Annotated in this window: 19 protein-coding genes; 12 read left to right on the top strand and 7 right to left on the bottom strand. The window is 67.4% G+C overall.

All coding sequences use genetic code 11. From position 1 onward, the window contains the following. Positions 1-18 precede the first annotated feature (18 nt). On the bottom strand, positions 19-4,185 hold the full coding sequence (eccCa, locus tag ACZYVJ_RS01780) for a type VII secretion protein EccCa (protein ID WP_463829430.1): 4,167 nt from the start codon (positions 4,183-4,185) through the stop codon (positions 19-21). After that, positions 4,182-5,699 (bottom strand): type VII secretion protein EccB, encoded by a 1,518-nt coding sequence (gene eccB, locus ACZYVJ_RS01775; protein ID WP_463829429.1) that lies wholly within the window; start codon positions 5,697-5,699, stop codon positions 4,182-4,184. Before eccB ends, eccCa begins: the two co-directional genes overlap by 4 nt. Before the next feature lie 424 nt (positions 5,700-6,123). Here eccB and malQ point away from each other — a divergent pair, with 424 nt between their 5' ends. The 5 genes from malQ to ACZYVJ_RS01750 all read left to right on the top strand — a co-directional run bounded on the left by malQ (position 6,124) and on the right by ACZYVJ_RS01750 (position 12,089). Continuing rightward, positions 6,124-8,301, top strand: coding sequence for a 4-alpha-glucanotransferase (gene malQ / locus ACZYVJ_RS01770; protein ID WP_463829428.1), 2,178 nt, complete (start codon positions 6,124-6,126; stop codon positions 8,299-8,301). Between the two features lie 35 nt (positions 8,302-8,336). Continuing rightward, positions 8,337-9,218 carry an LLM class F420-dependent oxidoreductase gene (locus ACZYVJ_RS01765; protein WP_463829427.1) on the top strand — a complete coding sequence of 294 codons (882 nt, stop codon included), beginning with the start codon at positions 8,337-8,339 and terminating at the stop codon, positions 9,216-9,218. Further along, on the top strand, positions 9,215-9,685 hold the full coding sequence (locus ACZYVJ_RS01760; protein ID WP_463829426.1) for a nuclear transport factor 2 family protein: 471 nt from the start codon (positions 9,215-9,217) through the stop codon (positions 9,683-9,685). Before ACZYVJ_RS01765 ends, ACZYVJ_RS01760 begins: the two co-directional genes overlap by 4 nt. Positions 9,686-9,991: 306 nt before the next feature. Beyond that, positions 9,992-11,734 carry a molybdopterin-dependent oxidoreductase gene (locus ACZYVJ_RS01755; protein WP_463832794.1) on the top strand — a complete coding sequence of 581 codons (1,743 nt, stop codon included), beginning with the start codon at positions 9,992-9,994 and terminating at the stop codon, positions 11,732-11,734. Positions 11,735-11,831: 97 nt separating this feature from the next. Then, positions 11,832-12,089: a LapA family protein gene (locus ACZYVJ_RS01750; protein ID WP_463829425.1), complete on the top strand. Its 258-nt coding sequence runs from the start codon at positions 11,832-11,834 to the stop codon at positions 12,087-12,089. Positions 12,090-12,105: 16 nt separating this feature from the next. On the opposite strand, the gene ACZYVJ_RS01745 is transcribed toward ACZYVJ_RS01750, so the two are convergent. Both ACZYVJ_RS01745 and ACZYVJ_RS01740 read right to left on the bottom strand, forming a co-directional pair. Further along, the gene (locus tag ACZYVJ_RS01745; protein ID WP_463829424.1) at positions 12,106-12,534 is read right to left on the bottom strand and encodes a type II toxin-antitoxin system Rv0910 family toxin; all 429 of its coding nucleotides are present in this window, start codon (positions 12,532-12,534) and stop codon (positions 12,106-12,108) included. Positions 12,535-12,646: 112 nt separating this feature from the next. Then, positions 12,647-13,204: a hypothetical protein gene (locus ACZYVJ_RS01740; protein WP_463829423.1), complete on the bottom strand. Its 558-nt coding sequence runs from the start codon at positions 13,202-13,204 to the stop codon at positions 12,647-12,649. 224 nt (positions 13,205-13,428) lie between these two features. On the opposite strand from ACZYVJ_RS01740, the gene ACZYVJ_RS01735 reads away from it, so the two are divergent. Next, positions 13,429-15,261, top strand: coding sequence for a DUF4407 domain-containing protein (locus ACZYVJ_RS01735; protein ID WP_463829422.1), 1,833 nt, complete (start codon positions 13,429-13,431; stop codon positions 15,259-15,261). Here ACZYVJ_RS01735 and ACZYVJ_RS01730 read toward each other — a convergent pair. Next, positions 15,258-15,878 (bottom strand): CGNR zinc finger domain-containing protein, encoded by a 621-nt coding sequence (locus ACZYVJ_RS01730; RefSeq protein WP_463829421.1) that lies wholly within the window; start codon positions 15,876-15,878, stop codon positions 15,258-15,260. The two genes, ACZYVJ_RS01735 and ACZYVJ_RS01730, sit on opposite strands and share 4 nt — an antisense overlap. A 51-nt stretch (positions 15,879-15,929) precedes the next feature. On the opposite strand from ACZYVJ_RS01730, the gene ACZYVJ_RS01725 reads away from it, so the two are divergent. Beyond that, positions 15,930-17,015 (top strand): DMT family transporter, encoded by a 1,086-nt coding sequence (locus ACZYVJ_RS01725; protein ID WP_463829420.1) that lies wholly within the window; start codon positions 15,930-15,932, stop codon positions 17,013-17,015. 201 nt (positions 17,016-17,216) lie between these two features. On the opposite strand, the gene ACZYVJ_RS01720 is transcribed toward ACZYVJ_RS01725, so the two are convergent. Together ACZYVJ_RS01720 and ACZYVJ_RS01715 are read right to left on the bottom strand one after the other, a co-directional pair. Then, positions 17,217-17,504, bottom strand: a complete 288-nt coding sequence (locus ACZYVJ_RS01720) for an ANTAR domain-containing protein (RefSeq protein WP_463829419.1) — start codon at positions 17,502-17,504, stop codon at positions 17,217-17,219. 266 nt (positions 17,505-17,770) lie between these two features. Then, a complete protein-coding gene (locus ACZYVJ_RS01715) occupies positions 17,771-19,027 on the bottom strand; it encodes a CaiB/BaiF CoA transferase family protein (RefSeq protein WP_463829418.1) in 1,257 nt (418 codons plus the stop codon). 256 nt (positions 19,028-19,283) lie between these two features. Here ACZYVJ_RS01715 and ACZYVJ_RS01710 point away from each other — a divergent pair, with 256 nt between their 5' ends. From ACZYVJ_RS01710 to ACZYVJ_RS01690, 5 genes are read left to right on the top strand one after another with little or no spacing between them, the layout of a single operon-like run. Further along, on the top strand, positions 19,284-20,147 hold the full coding sequence (locus ACZYVJ_RS01710; protein WP_463829417.1) for a mycofactocin-coupled SDR family oxidoreductase: 864 nt from the start codon (positions 19,284-19,286) through the stop codon (positions 20,145-20,147). 43 nt (positions 20,148-20,190) lie between these two features. Further along, a complete protein-coding gene (locus tag ACZYVJ_RS01705; protein WP_463829416.1) occupies positions 20,191-21,171 on the top strand; it encodes a thiamine pyrophosphate-dependent dehydrogenase E1 component subunit alpha in 981 nt (326 codons plus the stop codon). A gap of 10 nt (positions 21,172-21,181) precedes the next feature. Next, positions 21,182-22,180, top strand: a complete 999-nt coding sequence (locus ACZYVJ_RS01700) for an alpha-ketoacid dehydrogenase subunit beta (RefSeq protein ID WP_463829415.1) — start codon at positions 21,182-21,184, stop codon at positions 22,178-22,180. Further along, positions 22,173-22,409 carry a biotin/lipoyl-containing protein gene (locus ACZYVJ_RS01695; protein WP_463829414.1) on the top strand — a complete coding sequence of 79 codons (237 nt, stop codon included), beginning with the start codon at positions 22,173-22,175 and terminating at the stop codon, positions 22,407-22,409. The genes ACZYVJ_RS01700 and ACZYVJ_RS01695 overlap by 8 nt, the downstream gene beginning before the upstream one ends. An 18-nt stretch (positions 22,410-22,427) precedes the next feature. After that, positions 22,428-23,300 (top strand): enoyl-CoA hydratase-related protein, encoded by an 873-nt coding sequence (locus ACZYVJ_RS01690; protein ID WP_463829413.1) that lies wholly within the window; start codon positions 22,428-22,430, stop codon positions 23,298-23,300. The last annotated feature ends 7 nt before the right edge of the window (positions 23,301-23,307 follow it).

The raw sequence follows: 23,307 nt of genomic DNA, 5'->3' as shown, positions 1-23,307 counted from the left end.
CAACGCAGCGCGCCCGCCCTACTTACGGAACTCGGTCGCCGCGACCTGAACGAACACACCGGTGTCCTCGGCCATCAGCAGGCCTCGGCCACGGGGCAGCGGACCACCCTTCATCTTGCCGCGGATGAATCCCTCGTCGGGATCGGCGTCCATCACCAGCAGCGGCGCGTTGGCCTGGGCCAGTGCCCGCAACATCGGGTCGCTGCCGGCCGAGGACCAACCACCGAAGGTCCGCGTGACGATCACGTGCAGGCCGACGTCGGCGGCCCGGGTCACCCAGGGTGCGGCCTTGTGCAACGGCGAGTCGAAGCCCGCCGGCAGCTGCTGGATGTCGTCGACGATCAGGAAGATCTCCGGCCCACTCCACCAGTTACGCGACAGCAGCTCTTCGGCGGACAGGCCCGGCGGCGGCTCGCGGCCAGCCAGTACCGCGGCCAGTTCGCCCATCATCGCCTGCACGCCGTCGAGGTTGTAGGCGAACTTCTCGACGTAGTCGGAGCCGAGCGTGGTCAGCAGCTGACGGCGCGGGTCGACCAGCCACACCTGGGCCGAGGGCTGCCCCGGCGGCGGCGTCGGGGCGCTGGTCGCTCCCGGCGCGTACAGCCGCCCGATCTCGGACATGATCGTGGCCAGCGTGGTGGTACGCCCACATTCGCGACGGCCGGTCACCATCAGGTGCGCGTTCTCGGCGAAGTTGAGATACACCGGCGACAGGTCCAATTCCGAGATGGCCCAAGCGATTCCGCCCGCACCGACGCCCTGGCGGGTGTCCTGCGCGGCGAGCTCGCGGAGCTGTTCCACCCCGAAGGTCGCCGGCAGCCTGCGCACCGGCGGAGCCTGAGCGCTCGTGATCCGGCTGACGGCTTCGACGATGCTGTCGGACTCGAATCGGTTGTCCGGCGTGCTGGCCAGCGCGGGACGCGCCACCAACGTGTGCAGACCGGACTGCGGGTCGGCGTCCAGGCGGACGTAGTTGACCGCGACCATGCCGCGACCCGGCTTGACCGGAACGTCCTTGGCGAAGCGCGAACGCACCAGCTTCGCGTCTTCCACGGCGGCCAGCCGCAGCTCGACCCGGGAGCCGAAGCCGCTGCGCACCGGCGGCCGCAGCTCCGATTCGCGATCGGCGGTGACCACCACGTGCACCCCGAACGAGGGGCCCTGGTTGATGATCACGTTGACCTGCTCGATCAGCACTTCGTTCTCCTCGGCCAGCGCCCGGTAGTTGTCCACCACCAGGTAGACGTCGCCGAAGCCGTCGTTGGGGACCGGACCGGGCTCGTTGCCGAACTTGCGCCGCCGGAACACCTCCATCGAGGCGATCCCGTACTCGAGGAAGCTGCGCTTGCGCTCCCGCACCAACGCCAGCAGTTCGGCCACCGTGCGGCGAACGCCGTAGGGGTCGGTCGGACCGGCCACCTCGCCGACGTGGGGCAGTCGGGCGACGGTGGTCAGCGCGGTGCTGCTGTAGGCCAGGCAGTAGAACTGGATCTGCTCGGGCGTGTGGGTCAGCGCCGCCGAACAGATCAGGGTCTGCAGCGCCGTCGTCTTACCCGAACCACCGGCACCCAGGATCAGAACGTTCGCACCGGGCCCCGACGTGTCGACCGTCCACGGCGGCTGGTCGTGCTTGAAGGGACGGTCGATGATCCCGATCGGGAAGACCAGATCCCGCGCGGTGCCGTAGTCCTGCTGCCAGGGGTGGCCGAGGAACCGGTTGACCAACTCGTCGATGGCGACGGGCTGGCTCAGCGGCGGCTGCCACAGCCGGTACGGCTGGAAGTCGATCTTGCGCAGCTGGTCGATGATGACCGTGCCGACCTTGGGCGTCCGGATCCCTTCGGAGTCGTCGTCCTCGGCCGCCTCGATCGGAAGCGCGTCGCCATCGGCGGGGATCGCGGGGGCGGTGACTTCCGGTCCCCCAACGCTGACTTCCAGCGGGGTGAACGAGTTGGTGAACAGTTGCGGACGGACGTAGTCGATGCTGTGCACCAGCGCCGGCGCTTCGTCTCCGTCGTCGGTGATGCCGCGCGGGAAGTAGTCCCGCCACAGGAATTCGGCCTGGAACCGGGTGATGTCTTCCAGGCTGCGGCGGAAGTAGCCCAAACCGGCCTGCGCGGGCAGGTTGACCGCGTTCGGCACACCGGCCGCCTGCGCCGCACCGGCGGTACGTGCCTTCAGCACCAGCCGGTAACCCATGTTCTCCATCAGCTTTTCGGCGCGACTCTCGATGGTCTGCGACGCCATCATCAGGTGGATCCAGTACGCGCGACCCTGACGGCCGATGGAGTCGAGGACGTCGACCGCGGTAGGCATGATGCGGAACCACTCGTAGAACTCGTCGATGACGACCACCAGCATCGGCAGCGGCGCCAGGTCCTGGCCGCGTGCCCGCATGCGGCTGCGCACCGAGTTGTATTCCTTGGCGTCGTCGACACCTGCGCTGTCGCAGATCGCCTTGCGGCGGGCGATCTCACCCCACAGCGCATCCAGGAAACGCTCCATCAACGCCTGGTCTTCTTCCAGGTCGGTGATGATGCGGGACACGTGCGGCACGCCGGCGAACGGCTTGACCGCCGACCCACCCTTGAGGTCGGCCAGCACGAACTGCAGCTCGTCCGGCGGGTGGCTCAGCATCAGCGACTCGATCACGGTTCGCACCAGGGTCGATTTACCCGAGCCGGTAGTACCGGACATGACGCCGTGCGGGCCGTCGCCGCCTTCGTCCAGCGACTTCATGTCCAGGAACAGCAGCTCGCCGTTGTCGGAGCGGACACCGAACGGCGCGCGCAACCGGGACCTGCCCATCGAGTCGTTGCGGCTACCCCACAGCGCCTCGAAATCGATGCGGCCCGGATCGTCAATTCCGTAGTAGGCCATGATGTCTCGGGCGCCGATATGCGCCACCCGCTGGCCGATCTCCTCGTACGCCTCGGCGAGCCGCCAGCGCGCCAGCTTCTGCGAGAACTCCTCGGCCTCGGCGGTGCTGATGTGGTCGGTGAGGGCGAAGAACCAGGGCTTCTCGTCGATGACCATCCAGGTGTCGCGGTCGCGGGGCAGCGCCTCGATCACACCCTTCTCGTCGAACTGCAGGGTGCGCTCCGGGACCGCGCTCCACATCGCGGAACCGGTCAGGTCGAAGAACGTCACCCCGTCGACGCCCTCACCGCTGATCACGTACTCCCATTGCGGGTCAACGACATCGGCGATGATCACGGTGTGCGGGGTGGGAGTCTGGGCCGACGAACTGGCGTGCCGGGGCGTGAAAGAGCCACGGCCGGCGAACAATTCGGCCTGCTCGGCAGCGAACTCACGCACCGAGCTGTAGACCATGCGCGCGTTACCGGCGGCATCCTGGCGGCGCGGGTCACCGAAGTGCGGCAGCCACTTCACCCAGTCCCATTCGTCCAGGTTCGAACTGACCACGATCATGCGCATGTGGTCGGGCCCGTGCGAGAACGCCAGCTGGCAGATGATCGCCCGCATCAGACCCACCGCCTGCTCGCGATCTCCGGCCAGCGAATACCAGGGCTCGACCAGCACAGAGATCATCTTGGGCAGGTTGTAGACGACACTTTGGTAGCGCCCGAATTCCTGAAGCGCCTTACCGGTCACCGGCTCCAGCTCGATGTCGGTCGGCATGTTCTGGGGCTCACCCCAGGTCACCTCGGGCCGCGTCATACCGACGCCGACGCGGACCACGCCGAAGTTCAGGTCCTTGCCGTCGGGCTTGCGTTCCCACATCCGCGACGACCCGACCGCGGCGGCCAGCGTGCTGGGCGCCGGGTGGAACCACCGGTAGTTGGCGTCCATGCTGTCGGCCGACTCGTGAGCGGTCTCGCGCAGCATGTCCAGCATCAGCATGAACTGGGCGCGCATCGAGTCCAGCTTGGGCCGGCTCATCTGCTGCTGCCCGCCGAACCGGCCGCCGAACATCATCATCGCGACCCCACCGATCATGAAGATCGGGAAGATCGATCCGGCGCCGCCGAACACGTGCGAACCGCTGGCGAAGGTCATGGCGACCATACCGATCAGCAGGCCGACCACCACGACGCCGACCACGATCAGCCACCAGGGCTTACCTTCCGGCGGCGGGATGCTCAACGGCGTCGGGAGGACGATGTTCTCCGGCTTGATTACCGGAGGTTTCTCCGGCGTCGGCCGCGCAAATCCACGTTTCACTTCGGTACCGCCAACTCTCCTGGTGACATATCCATCGGTAGCGTGTCGTGCTCCACCAGCGCATCCGAGCGCGACAACGTCGGCCCCTGCGGCAGCAGCCGCAGCGCCACCCACGGTGCCAGGCCCGGTTTCGTCTTCAGGCCCAACGCTTCTCGTACCTCGCGGGTGTCGTCGACGCCGAATCGGGCACCGGCGTCCGTGAGCCACCACAACGATTCGGTCGTCTTGGCTCCGGGGTCGTTTCCGGTGACGGCCACGAAGTTCGCGTAGTCGGGCCCGAAGAAGACCTGGTCGGCTTCGCGGCCGGTGGTGTCGGCCTTGACCAGCGACACCACCCGATTGGCGTCCTTCTGCTCGACCGGAATGGTCGCGCCGGAGATGACCTGGACGCGGGCCCGGTTCTCACCGGAGGTCTTCTGCCACCACCAGCAGGTCGCCGGGTTCTCGCGAATGTCCATCACGTTCAGCGGTGTGTCCGGGTAGGACGACAGATCCAGCTTGTTGACCACCGGCATCTTCGCCAGCGCTGACGGCTCCACGGTCACCGGCTTGGTGTTGCCCGGCCCGGCGTTCTGCAGGATCTGGGCCACCAACGGCGGCAGCGTCTGCACACCGTCGGCCAACACCAGTGAATACTGTTGCGGCCCACTGATTTGCGGGGTCACCATCACCGTGCCGATCGGGCCCGGCGCGTTCGGGAAAGACGCCCCGGTACCGGCGTTCTGGATCTGCGGCACGGTCAGTTCCGGACCCACCGGCAGCGCGTCATACAGGGCGCGGCTCATCGGCTTGGCCATGCTGACCTGCTCCGGGGTGAGGCCCAGCGGCAGCAGGACCGACCGGTTCGACCCGTCGATGCGTGAGCGGCGTCCGTCCCGGATCACCCAGGCGTCCCCGCCGTAGTTCAACACCACCGCGTCCGACCCGGTCAGCACCCGCCGGTGATTGCTCAGATCCGGGTTGCCGTCGATCACCGTCACCGTCACACCCGATGGTGCCCCCGACCCGGTCGAGTTCGCCACGGTGTCGCACACCAACCAGGACGACGCGGCCGGGCTGGTCGGGTGGAAGCTGGACGGCGCGCCCGGGATGCCCACCATCGGACCGCGCGGCAGGGTGGCGATCTGGTTGGACTTGACCAGGTGCGGGTTGTCCGGGCGGCCGGTGATGAGGCGGGCTGACGCCAGGTTCAGCGCCGGGTACAACTTCTCGCCGACGCGGACGTACAGCGCGCCCGAGTCGCGGTCGGCGATGATCGGCGACTCGTTGATCTGGCCGGCCGGGCTGATGAAGGAGTAGAGCAGCGCGCCGAGGCAGATCACCAGCGCGGCCGAGATCGATGCCACCACGGCCAGGTTCTGACGCCGGCCGGGCTCCACCTCCATGCGGACGCGCCACCGGGTAAGCGCCATCGCGGTCCGGCGCGCGAGGAACTGGTAGCCGGTCACCTGGGTCCGGGTCGACAACCCGAGGCCGTACCCCGACCCGCGTTGCCCGCGACTCTCTTCCGCCACTTAATTCACCATCCGGTCTACTGATGCGCCTGGATATCGTCCCGATGAACTGATCCAGCGCGAATTACATGACAACGTTAAGGCACCTGCGCGGACCTCGCCACGCGGCGCGAAAGCCATTCACTTCTACATCTCTTTATGCACCGAGGCCGACCGCGTTCCCCGCACCGAAGCCGCCGGCGAGGGCAGCGGCGACACGCGCCATTGAGCTGGCAGTTTCGTTCCCCCACGGATGAGCCGACCGGATCCTTTTCGTCTCCTCGGAGCATCGTAGTGGCCGCGCGGCCTTTCGTCCTGTCGAGCGAACCAAGCCGTTGCCGGGAGACGTCACAAATGAATGGCAGGCCACCACACAGCAAAGAATGCGCCAACTCGCGCCGGGTCCGAGTCGCAGGGCCGCGAATCCTGGCAGCAAGATGGCGGTATGACTGAACTCGCGCCGTCGCTGATCGAACTCGCCAAGCGATACGGCATCGCGACGGAGTACGAGGACTGGAGCGGCAGGCGGGTGCGGGTTCCCGAGACCACGCTGAAGGCCGTGCTGGGCTCCCTCGGCGTCGCGGCCGACAACGAGCAGGAGCGCAACGTCGCGCTGACCGCGAAGCTGCGGTCGCACTGGGCGCGCAGGCTGCCCGCGACCATCGTCGGGCGTACCAGCGAGCCGATCCGGTTCTGGGCTCATGTGACCCACGGCGATCCGGCCGAGGTGTGGTTGGAGCTCGAAGACGGCACGGTGCGCGGCGGCGTCGAACAGGTCGACAACTTCACCCCGCCATTCGACCTGGACGGCCGCTGGGTGGGTGAGGCCAGCTTTCTGCTGCCCTCCGATCTGCCGCTGGGCTATCACCGGGTGCACCTGCGCTCCGGCGACTCCGAGACCAGCACCGCGCTGATCGTCACGCCGGACTGGCTCGGGCTGCCGGAGCGGCTCGGCGCCCGGCGCGCGTGGGGCCTGGCCGTTCAGCTCTACAGCGTGCGGTCCCGACAGTCCTGGGGTATCGGCGACCTGACCGATCTGACCGACCTGGCGGTGTGGTCGGCGTCGCGCCACGGCGCCGACTATCTCTTGGTCAACCCCCTGCACGCGGCGGCCCCGACCAAGCCGATGGAGCCGTCGCCCTACCTGCCGACGTCGCGCCGCTTCGTCAACCCGATTTATCTTCACGTCGAGGCAATCCCCGAATTCGCCGACCTGACCAAGCGCAGCCGGGTCCGGCGGCTGCGCTCCGAGGTGCAGCAGCGCGCCGCCCGCGTCGACACCATCGACCGCGACGGCTCGTGGGCGGCCAAGCGGGCAGCGCTGCGGCTGCTGCACCAAGAACCGCGGTCGGCGGGAAGGGAGCTGTCCTACACCGCGTTCCGCGACCGGGAGGGCCGCGCGCTGGACGACTTCGCCACCTGGTGCGCGCTGGCCGAGAAGTACGGCGCCGACTGGCACTCCTGGCCCGAGGCGGTACAGCACCCGGACGCGGCCGGCGTCGCGGACTTTGTCAAAAAGCATTCGGACACAGTCGATTTCCATCGCTGGCTGCAGTGGCAACTCGACGAGCAGCTGGCTGCGGCGCAGTCACAGGCGATCCGGGCCGGCATGTCGTTGGGCGTCATGCATGACCTGGCCGTCGGCGTACACCCCAATGGCGCCGACGCCTGGGCGCTGCAGGACGTGATGGCGCTGGGCGTCACCGCGGGCGCGCCGCCGGACGAGTTCAATCAGCTGGGCCAGGACTGGTCCCAACCCCCGTGGCGGCCAGACCGATTGGACGAGCACGAATATCGGCCGTTTCGCGCGCTGATCCGGGCGGTGCTGCGGCATGCCGGCGGCGTGCGCATCGACCACATCATCGGGTTGTTCCGGCTCTGGTGGATCCCGCGGGGCACCTCACCCACCGAAGGCACCTACGTGCGATATGACCACGAGGCCATGATCGGCATTGTCGCGCTGGAAGCGCACCGCGCGGGCGCGGTCGTCGTCGGGGAGGACCTCGGCACGGTCGAGCCGTGGGTGCGCGACTACCTCTTGCTGCGGGGCCTGCTGGGCACCTCGATCCTCTGGTTCGAGCTGGACCGCGACGGAAACGGTGGCCCCCTGCCGGCCGAGCGCTGGCGCGAGTACTGCCTGTCCTCGGTCACCACACACGACCTGCCGCCGACCGCCGGCTATCTGGCGGGTGACCATGTGCGGCTGCGCGATTCGCTGGGGCTGCTGACCCGTCCCGTCGCAGAGGAGCTCGAATCCGACCGGACGGAGCTGGCGGCGTGGATGGCCGAGCTGCGCCGGGTCGGGTTGCTCGAGGACGGCGAAGAGGACCCCGAACAGGTCGTCGTCGCGCTGTACCGCTACCTGGGCAGGACCCCGTCGCGACTGCTGGGCGTGGCGCTCACCGACGCCGTCGGTGACCGCCGGACCCAGAATCAGCCCGGCACCACCGACGAGTACCCCAACTGGCGGGTGCCGCTGACGGGCCCCGACGGGAGCGCGGTGATGCTGGAGGACGTGTTCACCGATCCGCGCACCGCCACGCTCGCCGAAGCCGTCCGCGCCGCGATCGCGCCCGTCGCCACCGAAAACGTTGCCCGCGTCACCGAAAACGTGGCCCGCTAGGCGCGCCGGCGGGTGCCTTGTTAGCTTCTCAAACCATGAAGGTCTCAGTCGTGGCCCCGGTCGCCGACGGTGTCACTGCGGACCCCGACTGGATGGTGGCTTTCGCGCGCCACCTCGAAGCCTGCGGGTTCGAATCGATCGTCGTCGTAGAGCACACCGTGTTGCTCACCCGCTACGACAGCGTCTATCCCTACGACGACTCGGGACGCGTCGGACTGGCGCCAGACTGCCCCATCCCGGATCCGCTTGACCTGCTTGCGTTTCTGGCCGGCCAGACGAGCCGCCTGGGGCTGGCCACCGGCGTACTGGTGCTGCCCAACCACCACCCGGTGGTACTGGCCAAGCGGGCCGCCACCGTCGACGCCCTGTCGCGCGGCAGGCTGCGCCTGTGTGTGGGCGTCGGCTGGCTGAAGGAGGAGCTGGCCGCCTGCGATGTGGATTTCGACAGCCGGGGCCGGCGGGCCGACGAGCAGCTCGCCGTCATGCGGGAGTTGTGGACTCAGCGGTCCGGCGGGGCGTCTTTCGCGGGCGAATTCTTCAACTTCGAGGACGTCATGTGCTATCCGAAACCCGCTGCGGCACAACACCTCCCGATCCACATCGGCGGGCACAGCCGAGCCGCCGCGCGCCGCGCCGGACGCCTTGGCGACGGCTTCCAGCCACTCGGGGTTACCGGGCCGCGTCTGGCATCGCTGATCGCGCTCATGCGCGACGAGGCGGCGGCGGCGGGCCGTGATCCGGCGTCACTGGAGGTGTCGCTGGGTCACGCCGTCGCCAAGATCGACGCCGAGCGCGCGGCCGCCCTCGCCGATCAGGGCGCCGACCGTCTGGTGCTGGCCATGCCGCCGACCACCGATATCGAGCAGGCCAAAGACCTGTTGTCCGCGTGTGCGCAACGGCTGTCCATGAAGTCATGACGCTGTCAGCCGACCAGCGGGCGGCGCTGAGCGATCTGGTGCACCGGTACGCCGCCCGCGTCGATGACCGCGAATTCAATGCTGTTGCCAATCTTTTCACTGCCGACGCCGAACTGGTGGTGCCGGCGCCGCCGGCCGATCTGCTGCCGATCCATTCGCATCGAGGCCGTGACGCCATCGCCGCCGCCGCCGCGGTCGTGGCCGCCGTTGCCCGCACCGAACACGCGATCATCGGTGAGGTGTACGACGCGGCCGCACAACCCGGCACTGCCCGCGGGCGGATCGCGTGCGTCGCGCACCACTGGAACGAGCGGGACTCAGACCTGATGGACGTGGCCTGGCACCTGCGCTACGACGACGAGTACGTGTTGACCGACGCGGGCTGGCGGATCAGCCGTCGGGCACTGACGGTGCACGCCATCGAGACCCGCCCGGTGCGCCGGCTGCTGCCACACGACCCTGCGTAGCGTGTTGGCAGCAGATTATGCGCACACTCACAGCAAAACTCATCGGTTCGTATCTGCGGAATAAATCATTGCTTTCTTTGGGTAGGTGCGGCTAACGCCGTCCGGTCGCGGCCGGATTTTGCGCACTCGGCGCGCGTATCGCCCGTCGCACCCCGTGCGGGCGCCGCGACGGGGGCCGTCGATCCCGATTGACTCCAATTAATCCAGGTCCATTCGTGTAATTTCGGGCGCGTGACGAACACCGTTGATTCCGCGGGGACCGGTGCAGAGCGAGCAGCGCAGCGCGGCTCGGTATCGACGCTGGCAGTGGGCACGCCGCTGACGGTTAATCCGGACTACCGCAACGAGATACACACAGCCGAAGACGTCATCGATGTGGAGCATTACGGTGGCGGCTTCGATCTCACCAGGCGGGCCACCGCCCCGAAGCTGCGCATCGGCCGCGACCGATGGTTCAACCTGCTGTGGCTGATCCCGATCGGGTTTGCCGTGCTGATCGCGGGGATCGCGGTTGGCAAAGGCCTGCACAACGTGCCGTCGGTGCAGTCGTTCATCCACCGCTACCCCGGTTCGGACAGTGCCGGCGTACCCCCAGGCCTGCCGGCGTGGATCGGCTGGACGCACTTCTTCAACCTCTTCATGATGATGTTCATCATCAGGACGGGCATCCAGATTCTCTGCGACCATCCCCGCCTTTACTTCAGCCGCAACGCCACCCCCGGTAAGGACGAGTGGCTGCGGGTGGGTCCGCCGGTTCCGGACGACGAGCTGTGGACCGCCAACGCGGACACCGTCGCCCTGCCACCGCAGTTGGGGCTGCCCGGCTTCCGGCACTCCATCGGCCTGGCCCGGTGGTGGCATCTGGGCATCGACGTGTTGTGGCTCGTCAATGGGGCCGTCTTCTACGTGCTGTTGTTCGCCACCGGTCAGTGGCGCCACATCGTGCCGATGAGCTGGGACGTCTTCCCGAACGCGGCGTCGGTGGCCATTCAGTACCTGTCGCTGGACTGGCCGACCGACAACGGCTGGGTCGCCTACAACGGCCTGCAGCTGCTGTCCTACTTCACCACCGTCTTCATCGCCGCCCCGGCCGCGCTGATCACCGGCCTGGGCATGTCGCCCGCGCTGTCCCAGCGGGTGCACTGGCTCAGCAAGCGGCTGAGCATCCAGCACGCCCGGTCGCTGCACTTCGTGGTGCTGGTCTACTTCCTGTTCTTCATCCTGGTGCACGTCACCATGGTTTTGACGACCAGCGCGCTGCGAAACCTCAACCACATGTTCGCCTCCCGCGACGACAACAGCTGGATCGGTTTCGGCATCTTCGCCGCGGCCATGGTGCTGACCGCCGTCGCATGGGTTTGGGCCACTCCCTTCACCATTCGCCATCCCCGCGTGGTGCAACGGGTCGGCTACGCGCTGGTGGGCCCCTTCCAGCGGATTCTCGAGCAGCTCGACCCCAAGCCCGGCGCCTTCACCGAAAAGGACATCTCGCCGCACCACTGGCGCAACGGTCGCCTGCCGGAGACCGTCGAGTACAAGGAGCTGGAGCGCGACGACTTCAAGGACTGGCGGCTGCGCGTCTACGGCCTGGTCGAGCACCCGATGGAATTCTCCCTCGAGGATTTGATGGCGCTGCCCTACCACGAGCAGATCAGCCAGCACTTCTGCATCCAGGCGTGGTCGGGCGTCGCCAAATGGGGTGGCGTGCAGATGAAAACGATCATGGACATCGTCAAACCACTGCCCGAGGCGAAATGGGCGGTCTTCTATTCGATGGGGCTGGGCGCCACCGGCGGCATCTACTACAACGCCCACCACATCGGCCAGATGGACCACCACATGACGATGCTGGCCTACAACATGAACGACCAGCAGCTCCCCTACATGCACGGCAGACCGCTGCGGCTGCGCAACGAATTGCAGCACGGCTTCAAACTGGTGAAGTGGATCAAAGGCATCGAGTTCGTCGCCGACTACCACGACATCGGCAGCGGTTACGGCGGCTACAGCGAAGACCACAAGTACTTCGGGCGCCACCAAACTCTCTAGCGGTCGCGCGTCGCCTCCGCCAAGTCGTTTGTCCGACCGGCCATTCGGGTAGCACAAACACATCGTCCGAAACGGATGTGACAGCAGAGGAGACGCCATGAGGCACGACCCTGTCGACCACGATCGGACCACTGACCGGTACGCGCAAACACCCGGGCTCGTCGTGGTCGCGGCGGCCGCGCTGGCGTTCGCGGTGTGCGTGACGAATTTCGCGCTGGGTCAGGCCCGCGCCGGCGTCGCCGCCGCCATCATCTCGATGCTCGCGTTCGGTGCCGGCCTGTCCTGGCTTGCGATGGACCGCAGGCGAATTCGCGACTCGGAGCGGCAGTGGGTGATCAGGCACCCGGCCCGGTAGCGGCGCGGTAGGGCGACTACCGCAGAGCCGCGAGGTTGTTCACGGACTTTTGCACATCCGAGCGCAACACCCGGGCGACCAATCCTCCGACCGGCCCGCTGAGCAAACCGCCACCGAGATCGGCCGTGAGGTGGAACGTCGAGCCGGGGTGGTCATCGGTGACGGTCATCGCCACCGTGAGGCGAATGCCGCCGCGTCCGCGGCCCTGCAGCTCAATCGCTTTCGGCTCGTCGTACCGGGTGACCTTCCAGTGGATGACGTTGCGGAAGCCCTTGACCTTGACGCACGACGAGACGCAGGTGCCCTTCTCGATCGTGTCGGGCACCGGCCCGCGCCACCCGGCGAAGATCGTCATCCATTCCTCGAATCGATCCAGGTCGGACGCCAGCTTCCAAGCCGCCTCCGGTTCTACCTGCGACGACACCGAGACATCTACGCGAGCCAACGTCTTCCTCCCCTGGCGAATCAGAACCGCCGTCGCCCCACGTGCCGGCGACGAACACACAACCGTGACTGAGTACCCCGACACCGTCACACGTATTCGCTGAGCCGGACGCTCAGGGCCAGACCTCCTCCAGCTGGTGAGCCACGTCGATGATCTGCGCCGCCTGCGACTGGGGCGCGTCGATCTCGGTGGCGACGTAATGCGCGATGAACCGCCGGATCTCACCGTCGACGCCGGCCAGGATCCGCAGCACCTCACCGCGGATCGACTTCGACGAGACGTTGACGGTGATGTCCGAGGGCCGCGGCTTGGCGACGTCGACGATCAGCAACAGCGGTTCGGCCGCGCGCGCGGTCGCGCGCAGTTGGATGTCCCCGGAGACCACAAATCGCTGCTTGTCGAGCCACAGGTCGACCAGCAGGTCGATCGAGAGCGGAATGTGGATGACGAAGGTGATGCTGTCGCCGAGTCGCCGAGTGACCCGGGGGTCCTGAATCTTGACGTTCGCGCTGACTTTGGCGATCCCGCCCGGCCCCTGCGCTATCGGCTCCATGGCGAACTCGCTGCCGGCGATGTCGGCGAACGCGGCAGCGACCCGCTCGGGGGTGACGGCGACCTCGAAGAACCTGCGGCCAAACTCTTCGTAGGTGACATAATCGTGATTCGTCATAGGCTTATACCGTCTCATGTCGCCTGCCGGAACGGTCGCTGATCTGCTCGCGTCGCAGGATTCCGGGTCAGATCCCGTCTCGTTGAACCAGCAACCCGGTCGGTGCCCGGTGGGCGATCTGCGTCGATCCGACGGGTTTGTGAAGCGCACCACAGGCGGGGCGGTTCGATTCGAAGTGTCGGGCGGTGGCCTGCAAGGCTTGATCGTGGAGGTGTTTCAGTCTCATGCCCCAGGAAGTAACTGAGCAGCGCACGGGCATGGCCCCGGTGTCCGGGGTACTCATCTGGCTAGGCGGCGGACACCGGCACGAGCTGGGTGAGCGTCACGAACGGTCCACCCACGCCGTCGCCGGCGCGGTCGCACTGTTGGGCGCGGCGCTGGCCTGGCTTGTGGCCACCCTGGCGATCTGCGAGTCGTCTCGCTGGCCGGTGCCGGCCGTCGTTGCGTTCACCCTCGTCTTCGGCCTGCTGGTCGGGGCCATCACCCGTGGCACGATTCCCGGGCCGGACCGCAGCCGCCCCGGCGTGGTCGGACGCGCCGCGGTGGCGGGCGCGGTGGGCGTCGTCGTCGGTGAGCTCGCGGCACTGGTCATGCTGTCCAGCTCCATCGAGCACCGGCTCGACGAACGGGCGTTGCGCAGCTCCGAATCCGTTCCCGCCGTGGCGCAGGCATCGGCGTCGCTACAGCAGACCAGGGATGCCCGCACCGCGCTAGACGGCGCCGTTGCGCAGGCCCGGGACCGCCAGGACAAGGCGCTGGTCGTCGCCCGCTGTGAGTACCACCCGACGGCGGGCTGCCCGCAGACCCGGATCACCGGTGTTCCCGGTGCCGGGCCCGAAACACGCACGGCCAACGATCTTCTCGCCGATGCCCAGCACGAATTGGACGCCGCGCTGGCGGCCCGGGACAGCCGCGCACCGGATCTGGACGCCACGATGTCGCGACAGGAGGCGGCGTTGCGCGACACGCGGGACGCCGTCGTGGCGGACGCCGGCCGGGGCCTGGGGGCGCGCTGGGTCGCGATGAATGACCTCACCTTCGCCGAGGCCGGGGCAATGAGCCTGCGGGTGCTGACGGTCGCGCTGTGCGTGTTGCTCTACCTGACGCCCCTGATCCTGGGACTGTGGCGCGGCGAGACCACGCACGATCGCCGGGCCACCTCGCGCGTCGAGCGCGAACGCGCAGAACTCGACGCCGAGACCGCCATCGCGGTCAAGCGGGCCGAGGTGCGCCGCGAGGCCGAAATCCTCTGGGCCGAGCACCAACTCACGCAGGCACGGCTCGCCATCGAGGCGCAGACCGAGATCGACCGCGAGCAGCAACGCCGCCGGGTTTCCGAAGCCCTGGACGCTCCGGCGCACGCTCCGTCGCAGCGGGCCTTCGAGCCGGGCGACGACGACGTGTATCTGCCGATCGCCGCCGAAGCCGAGGCGGCCAGCCGGGCGCTCACCCAGCTGCCCGCGCCGGAGCCGGCCGCCGGCCTGGGTAACGCCCGTACGCGCGATGTTCCGGAGAATCTGCCCGCTCCCCTGCCGCCGGGCGGCGAGGTCGAGGCCCACGAAGGACGGAATGCCCCGTTGATTCCGTCGCTTCCGGACGCCACCAAGGCCGCGGCCCGCTGGATTCGCCCGCTGGTGCCGCCGTTCGTTGCCAAGGTGATCGATACCACCACCCAGCCGTTGCGTAGCGCGCGCCAGGTGTTCGAAGGCGTTCTCGAAGAGACCGAGGAGATCACCTTCACGCTCAAGCGCAGCCGCAAGGTGACGGTCAGTTCCGAGGCCTCGGACACCGAGCTGTCCGGACAGCAAGCGAGCACCGAAAACCCCTCGGCGCGCACGGAGTTCGTCACCTCGTCGCGGCAAGAACCTGGCACCCGGGCGCACCGACGGGTGACCGGCGGGCATTCCCACTCTTCCTTGCCGCGGCGGGCCACAGACGATGCGGACCACTTGTCGGTGGAGTCGGCGGAAGTCGACCGTCGGCGTGCGCTCACGAGTCGCGACGGGCCGCCTGAATTGGGTCCGCCCGATGGCCCGCGTCAGCTTCCGCCGGCCTAACTGCCCAAACCCTCGCGGCCGCGTTCGTAGAAATTTCGCACCCGCGCCCGATTGCCACAGTCGGCCGTGCTGCACCACCGCCTGTTCTGGCGGCGGCTGGAATCGAGGAACAGCCAGCCGCATTCATCGTCGGCACAGCGCTTGATGCGCGAGCGTGGAACGGCGGTAAGCAGGTTCACAGCTTCGATGGCCAGCCGGTGTAGCGGCGACTGCAACAGCAGTGCCGAGTCCTGCCACTCGACGACATCCACACCGACGGCAAGACGCTTGACGCGCAGCGCGGACCGGAAAGCGGCAGCCACTGTGTCGGCATCGCGAGTCGATTCGCGCTCTGTCCAGATGCCATGCAGTGCCTCCCTGACGTACCGCGTCCGACGCAATGTCTGCGCGGCCGCCTCCCTTTCTGACGCGGCGCGCTCGGCTAGGACATTCGCCTCGCGGCGGGACAACACCTGCGCGTGATGCGCCCACGCCACCAGGTCGAGATAGTCCGACAGATAGTCCGTACGACGACGTGGGTCACCCCGCCACGCCACCGTGTTGACCAAGTCGACCGCGGGATGACCCCCGCGCAGCTCTAGATTGGCCGCGTCTGATCGCGCCATGACCACCATCATAATGGGTAATCCCTCGATTGCCCATTAGACAATCCGGGTACTTCCCGAGTCATGATGAATTTATCGCGAGAACTTACCGACCGAATCGGATTGGCCTGCGGCGCCCTTTGCGTGTCGGCATCGGCAGTGCTGCTCAAGTTGGCCTCGACGGCACCTGCGACCGCGACAGCTGGACGTTGCCTGATTGCGTTGCCGGTGGTTGCCGCACTCGCCGTCCCGGAATGGCAACGCGGTCAGCGCTTGTCGCGTCGAGCGCTCCTATCGGCTATCGTCGGCGGCGCCTTGTTCGCCGGTGACATGCTGCTGTGGACCCAGGCGATAACAGAGGTCGGCGCGGGCCTGTCGACGGTTTTAGTGAACACCCAGGTCGCCGTGGTGCCGTTGCTCAGTCGGCTAATCGACCGGGAACCGATGTCCCGCCGCTTCACGCTGGCACTACCCGCGCTGCTCGTTGGTGTGCTGCTCGCGGGCGGACTACTCGAGCACGGGATAACGGGAACCGATCCCACCCGCGGAACCATTCACGCGGTCGGCGCGGCGCTCTGCTATTCCGGATTCCTCTTTCTACTGAGGCGCGGCGGCCAAGCCGGCCACCCCATGCAGACCTACGGTGTCGTGCTGGTTGCATCCGCATTTGTGGCGGTCGTGGTCGGACCCTGGTGGCACGGCTTTGACGCGTGGCCGGGCTGGCGCGCACTCGGATGGTTGACACTGGTAGCGGTCACCGGTCAATTGCTCGGCTGGCTACTCGTCGCCTTCTGCTCGGCCCGCCTACCCAGCACCGTGAATTCGGCGCTGCTCCTGCTGACGCCGGTGGGGGCAGTGGCGCTCGGGACAGTCATGCTTGGGGAACGCCCATCGGCCCTGCAACTGGCCGGGTGCGCTGTAATCCTCGTCGCCGGATACGTTGGGGGCGCAGGAGTTTCCACGAGAATGGGCAACGGACGGCGTCGCGGCGCACCCGAGGAAACGGTGACCGGAGCGCCCGAGCGTTCGAGGCCCACGACTAGCGAGTTCAGGCCTGGGCGGTTAATTTCCTGGGCGCCCTTGCGGCCGGCGTCGTCTCCATCCAACCGGCACAAAGATGCGCCCGCGGATGCCACCGCTTGGGGCGGCGGTCTCAGCGAAGCAGGTTAATCCCGTAGTCGGGCTCCGGGCCAGACCGAAGCGGCGCGCGGCTCATCCGCCAGCGCCGTAAACCCCGCCCCCGCGTCGGCCACTGCAGCCGAAGGCCGAAGGCGTAACCCTCCGACCGCGGGTTCGGGTCGATGTAGTTGGAGTTGGAGGCGGCCGGGTTACCCCTCGAAAGCTCGGCCGCCCCAACGTCTTGGCGCCCGCTCAACAGGTCAGAGCGGCGGATTTGAACAGCGCACCCCACTCACTGCGGGCCGCAGACTGCGCGTCGACAAAGCTGGGCGTCTTCTCGCCGCCACCCGCGAGGTGGACCAGTGCCCAAGCCATGGCGAACACCGGCACCTTGTGCCGTATTGCCGCGCTGTGCAATTCGTCCAAAGCGGCGTCGGAAGGACACCGGCGAAGGCCGATGAGGATGCCCCGCGCGGTGTCGAGAATGCGACCGGAGTTCGGGCCGCACGAAGTTTGGGCGGGAACCCAGTTCGTCGTCATGCTGTTGATACCTCCTGCTGCGCCCTCGCGGAACCACTACTCGCGTAGCGGCAGGAATTCGTGCGCTTCGTCGCGGCCGCAATCCCCAAAAGGCGCCCTGTGCAATGATTTGCGGATCTGTCGCGTTGTGCCAGTCCATCAGTGACATTGATATGCGGCTGTGACCGTTTCGGAATCGGCCGCTCATCAACAAAATTCGCGACACGTGGTAGCGAAACAGGCTGTGAAACAGCGCGATTAGTTGCTGACCGCGTCCGCCGGGCTCGCTACAGAATCGCCTTGGCTTCCTTCGCCTTGGCGATGTCGTCCCAGTCGACGTCCAGTTCCAGCAGGATCTCTTCGGTGTGTTGACCGTGCTCCGGGGCGCGCGCGGGAGACGGCGGCGTCTCATTGAATTGGACTGGCGCGGCGACGATTCGGTACTTCTCACCGTGATCGTCGACATTGGTGACCACATATCCATTGGGTTCGACTTGCGGGTCGTTGAGGGTTTCCCGTGGTGTCGCGAGCGCACCCCACACGCCCGGCTCGTCTTCGAGCACCGCCTGCCAGTGCGCGAGGTCGTGACGGGCAAAGGTGTTCGCCAGCAGCTCGGTGGCCGCTGCCGCATTGGCGATCAAATTGCTGGACGGGACGAATCGCTCGTCGTCGGCCAGTTCCGGCAGGCCCATGCGCGCGCAGAAGCCCACCCAGAATTTGTCGGGCTGTAAGAACACCAGCTGGATCCACCTGCCGTCTTTGGTCTTGTACCGGTTGACGAGCGGGTTGATGGCCAGCCCCGGGGGCGCGCCCGGGATCCCATCGATATCGAAGAAGTCGGCGGCCGAAATCGAGGGCGCTATCGACCACATCGCCTGCGCCAGCAGCGAAGAGTCGACGATGGTCGGTTCGCCGGTGCGTTCCCGGTGAAACAGCGCGGCGCACACCCCGCCGGCCAGCGTCGCCCCGCCCTGCAGGTCACCGAAGCCGGGCCCCTGGACCGCGGGCGTCTCGCTGCCGAACGGGGTGAGCGTGTAGGCGACCCCACCGCGTGCCAGATACGTCGCCGCATCGAATCCGCCGCGATCGCGATCGGGACCTCGGACCCCCAGCCCGGTGCCGCGCGCGATGATGATCTTCGGGTTGAACGCGCGGATGTCGTCGACGGTCAGCCGGGCCCGCTCGAGTGCGCCGGGCAGCCAGTTGGTCAAGAACACATCGGCACTGGCCAGCAGCCGGCCGAACAGCTCACGACCCGTTTCCGACTTGATGTCGACGGCGATGCTCCGCTTGCCGCGGTTGCCCAGCTCGAGGATGAAATCGGCATCCGGGCGGGCCGCCTGCCGGGTGAACCCGCCGACGACCAGCGCGCGGCCCGGATCGCCCGCCGCGACTCCTTCCACCTTGATGACGTCGGCACCCCAGTCCGACAGGGCGGCACCGGCGGAGGGCACGTAGGTCCACGACGCCAGTTCGACAACCCGTACACCTCGAAGGACTCCGCCGTGCACGTCGGACATCGCCAACCCCCTCGTCGCGACCATTCCTTGCTATTTTAGATATTCTAGCTAGTCTTGGGCGTAGTGATAGCCCCGCAGGTCAGCGCAGTTTTTCGTGGAAGAGATGCGATGGAGCCGACCGGAGGTCGCATTCCGACGCCCACCGCGATGACCGCGTGCCGCAATACGGCGCGGACGGGCGAGAAGTCGATTCAGTCCCGCCGCGATATCAGTCGGGACAACGAATGGCGTTGTGCCCCAATGCGGGTCGTGATATAGACACACGGACGAAGGACGGGCGATGGGCAGAGTGACGGGCAAGGTGGCCGTGATCAGTGGCGCCGCGCGCGGTCAGGGCCGTTCTCATGCGCGGATGCTGGCCGCCGAGGGTGCCGACATCATTGCCGTGGACCTCTGCGCGGACATCGACACCAATGAGTATCCCCTGGCCCGTCCCGAGGACCTGGACGAAACGGCACGGCTGGTGGAGAAGGAGGGCCAGCGCGTCCATACCGCGATCGCCGACGTCCGCGACCGAGTCGCCCTGTCCGCGGCCATCGACGAGGGCGTCGCCGAATTCGGGCACCTCGACGTCGTGGTGGCCAACGCCGGCATCTGCCCTCTGACTGCGGGTCTGCCACCGAAGGCTTTCGCCGACGCGGTGGACGTGGATCTGGTGGGCGTGCTCAACCTCGTCCACGCCAGCCTCAAACACCTGCAGTCCGGCGCATCGATCGTCGTCATCGGTTCCAACGCGGCCTTCATGTCGTCGATGAACACCACCGGCATCGACGGCGGCCCCGGCGGGGCCGGCTATGCCTTCGCGAAATTGGCTGCCGCGCATTATGTCAACGACTTCGCCCTGGCGCTCGCCCCGTTCTCCATCCGGATGAACGCGGTGCACCCGACGAATGTCAACACCGACATGTTGCACAGCCCGCCGATGTACCGCGCCTTCCGACCCGACCTGAAGGAACCGACCCGCGAGGACGCCGAACCCATCTTCCCGGTCGTCCAGGCGATGCCGATCCCCTACGTCGAGCCCGAGGACATCAGCGAGGCGGTGCTGTTCCTCGCCTCCGACGCCGCCCGCTATATCACCGGCCAGCAACTCCGCGTGGACGGCGGCGGTTTCCTCAAGGTCAAGCCATGGTCGGGAGCATGACCGCGATGACACCAAACAGACTGCACCGCAACGGGACTGCACGATGACCGACGATCGCTCCTACCAACGGCGCCTCTACGCGCTCATGGTGCTGATGAAGGCGGCCGACGACCGGCTGTCCAGGGGGATCGGCACCGGGGAGTTCATGTGCGTGTATTGGCCGTCGCGCGGCCAGGAGGCGATCGCCGCCGCGATGGGTGTCGCGCTGCGGCCCGACGATCAGCTGGTGACCACCTACCGCGGGCTGCACGACCTCATCGGCAAGGGGGTGCCGCTCGAGGAGATCTACGGCGAAATGATGGGCCGCACCGTCGGTGCGAGCCGGGGCAAGGGCGGCACCATGCACATCGCCAAACCCGAGGTCGGCGTGATGCTTTCGACAGGCATCGTCGGGGCCGGGCCGCCGGTGGCGGTGGGGCTGGCAATGGCCGCCAAGCGCAAGGGGCTCGATCGGGTCACCGTGGTGAGCTTCGGTGACGGTGCCACCAACACCGGTTCCTTCCACGAGGCGGCCAACATGGCCGCGCTCTGGGATCTGCCGATGGTATTCGTCTGCCAGAACAACCTGTACGCCGAGATGACACCGACCGGAGACACCATGAAGCTCGAGCGGGTGGCCGATCGGGCCGCCGGATACGGGATGCGGGGTGTGCGCGTGGACGGCAACGACCCGCTGGCGGTGACAGCTGCGCTCGAGGCGGCGTTGCGGCGGGCCCGCGCCGGGGCCGGCCCCACTCTCATCGAATGCGTGACCTTCCGCTTCCGCGGCCACTATTTCGGCGACCGGATGTCCTACATCCCCGCCGAACAACTCGAGGCGGCGATGGCCGCCGACCCCGTGCCGCGCTTCCGCCGGCACCTCGCGGACGCCGGCGTGTGCGACGAAGACGAACTCGCGCGGATCGACGACGAGGCGCTGGCGACAGTGGAGTCCGCGCTGCAGGCGGTGATGAGCGCCGATTCACCCACGGCGGACGAACTCGACCGGGACGTGTATGCGACCCCGATCGGGTTCCCGGTCTGAGGATTCGGCGATGGACGACAAAGAGATGACGATGCGCGAGGCGCTGAACCTGGCGCTGGATCAGGCGCTCGCGGCCGACGATCGGGTGTTTCTGCTCGGTGAGGACATCGCCGATCCCGGCGCATCCGGGCCGACCGCGGGGCTGTCGACCAAGTACGGCCACGAACGCGTCCTGGACACCCCGATTTCGGAGGCCGCCATCCTCGGCGCGGCCATCGGCGCCGCCATCGACGGACTGCTGCCGGTTGCCGAGATCATGATCATGGATTTCATCGGCATCGCCGCCGACCAGCTGATCAACAACGCCGCCAAACTGCGGTTCATGACGGCCGGACGCACGTCGGCGCCGATCACCGTTCGCACCCAGGTGTATGCCGGCCTGGCCACCGGCGCGACGCATTCGCAGAGCCTGGAGGCGTGGTTCATGCACATCCCCGGGATGAAGGTGATCGTGCCGTCCACCCCGCGCGACGGCAAGGGACTGCTGACGTCGGCGATCTTCGACCCCGATCCCTGCCTTTTCATCGAGACCATCCGGTTGCAGAGCAAGAAGGGCCCCGTCCCCGTCGAACCCGGCTTCTCGATTCCGCTGGGCCAGGCCGAGATCAAGCGGCCCGGCACCGACGTGAGCCTGATCGGCTATGGACGTTGCGTGCACGACGCGCTCGCCGCCGCGGCCACCCTGGCCGAGCAGGGCGTCAGCGCCGAGGTCGTCGACCTGCGCACCCTGGTGCCTCTCGATGTCGAGGCCATCGTCGAATCCGTCCGGCGCACTCGTCGGGCCGTCATCGTGCACGACGCGGTCCAATTCGGCGGTCCGGGAGCCGAAATCGCCGCGACGCTGTCAACCGAGCTGTTCGGCGAACTCGCCGCGCCGATCGAGAGAGTCGCCGCGCGGTTCGTGCCGAACCCGGCCGCCGCGGGACTCGAGGCGCAGGTGTATCCGTCGCCGGCGCGCATCGTGGCAGCGGTCCAGCGCACCCTGGAAAGGGCGAAGGTGCATGGCTGACTTCATCATTCGCATCCCGCGGGTCTCCGTGGCGGTCGCCGAGGCCGAACTCACCGGCCTGCTGGTCGGGGCGGGTGAGCACGTCGAGGCGGGCACGCCGATCTACGTGATCGCCACCGAAAAAGTGGAACAGGAGATCGAGGCGGGGGCGTCCGGCACCGTGCGATGGACGGGCCAGGTCGGGACCACCTATGACATCGGCGCCGAAATCGGCGTCATCACGTCCTAACGAGGAAGGGTAAGCCCGATGGATCTCAACGAGACCCGCGAGAGAATCATCTACGAAAAGGAGGGGCCGATCGCCCGCATCACGCTGAACTGGCCCGAAAAGGCCAACGCGCAGGACCAGAAGCTGGCCGAAGAGGTCGACGCCGCGTTGCTGGACGCCGACCGCGACTACGACATCAAGGTGCTGGTACTCAAGGCCAACGGCAAGGGCTTCTGTTCCGGACACGCGATCGGCAACAATGCCGTCGACTATCCGTCGTTCGTGGAGAACGCCATGGTGACGGGCCACCCGTGGAAGGCGCAGTCGGACCTGTTCGTCAAGCCGACCCTGAACCTGTGGGAGTTCTCCAAGCCCACCATCGCGCAGGTGCACGGCTACTGCGTGGGCGGTGGTACGCACATGGGCCTGACCACCGACATCGTCATCGCGTCCGAGGACGCCTACTTCTCCTACCCACCGCTGCAGGGGTTCGGCATGCCATCCGGTGAGTGTTCCATCGAGCCTTGGGTGTTCATGAACTGGCGCCGCGCCGCCTACTACCTGTTCACCGCGGAGGTGATCGACGCCAAGAAGGCTCTCGACGTCGGCCTGGTCAACGAGGTCGTCCCGCGAGACCAGCTCGACGACCGTGTCGACGCGATCGCCCGCCATATCGCCCAGGCACCGTTGACGACCCTGATGCTCACCAAGGCCAACCTCAAACGCGCCTGGGAGCTGATGGGCATGCGGGTGCACTGGCAGAGTTCCAACGACCTCGTCGCGCTCGCCTCGATCAGCAAGGACGTTCAGCAGCTGATTCAGACCGTGTTCAAGGACAAGGTGTTGCCCTCCGAGCACGCCCGCCGCCAGGCCGCGGCCGCCGCCCAGACCGACGGCGCCGCAACAACATAGGTCCACC

The organism is Mycobacterium sp. IDUB_3, assembly GCF_055419585.1.
The sequence above is the reverse complement of the archived record's forward strand: the minus strand, read 5'-3'. Positions and strand labels throughout refer to the sequence as shown.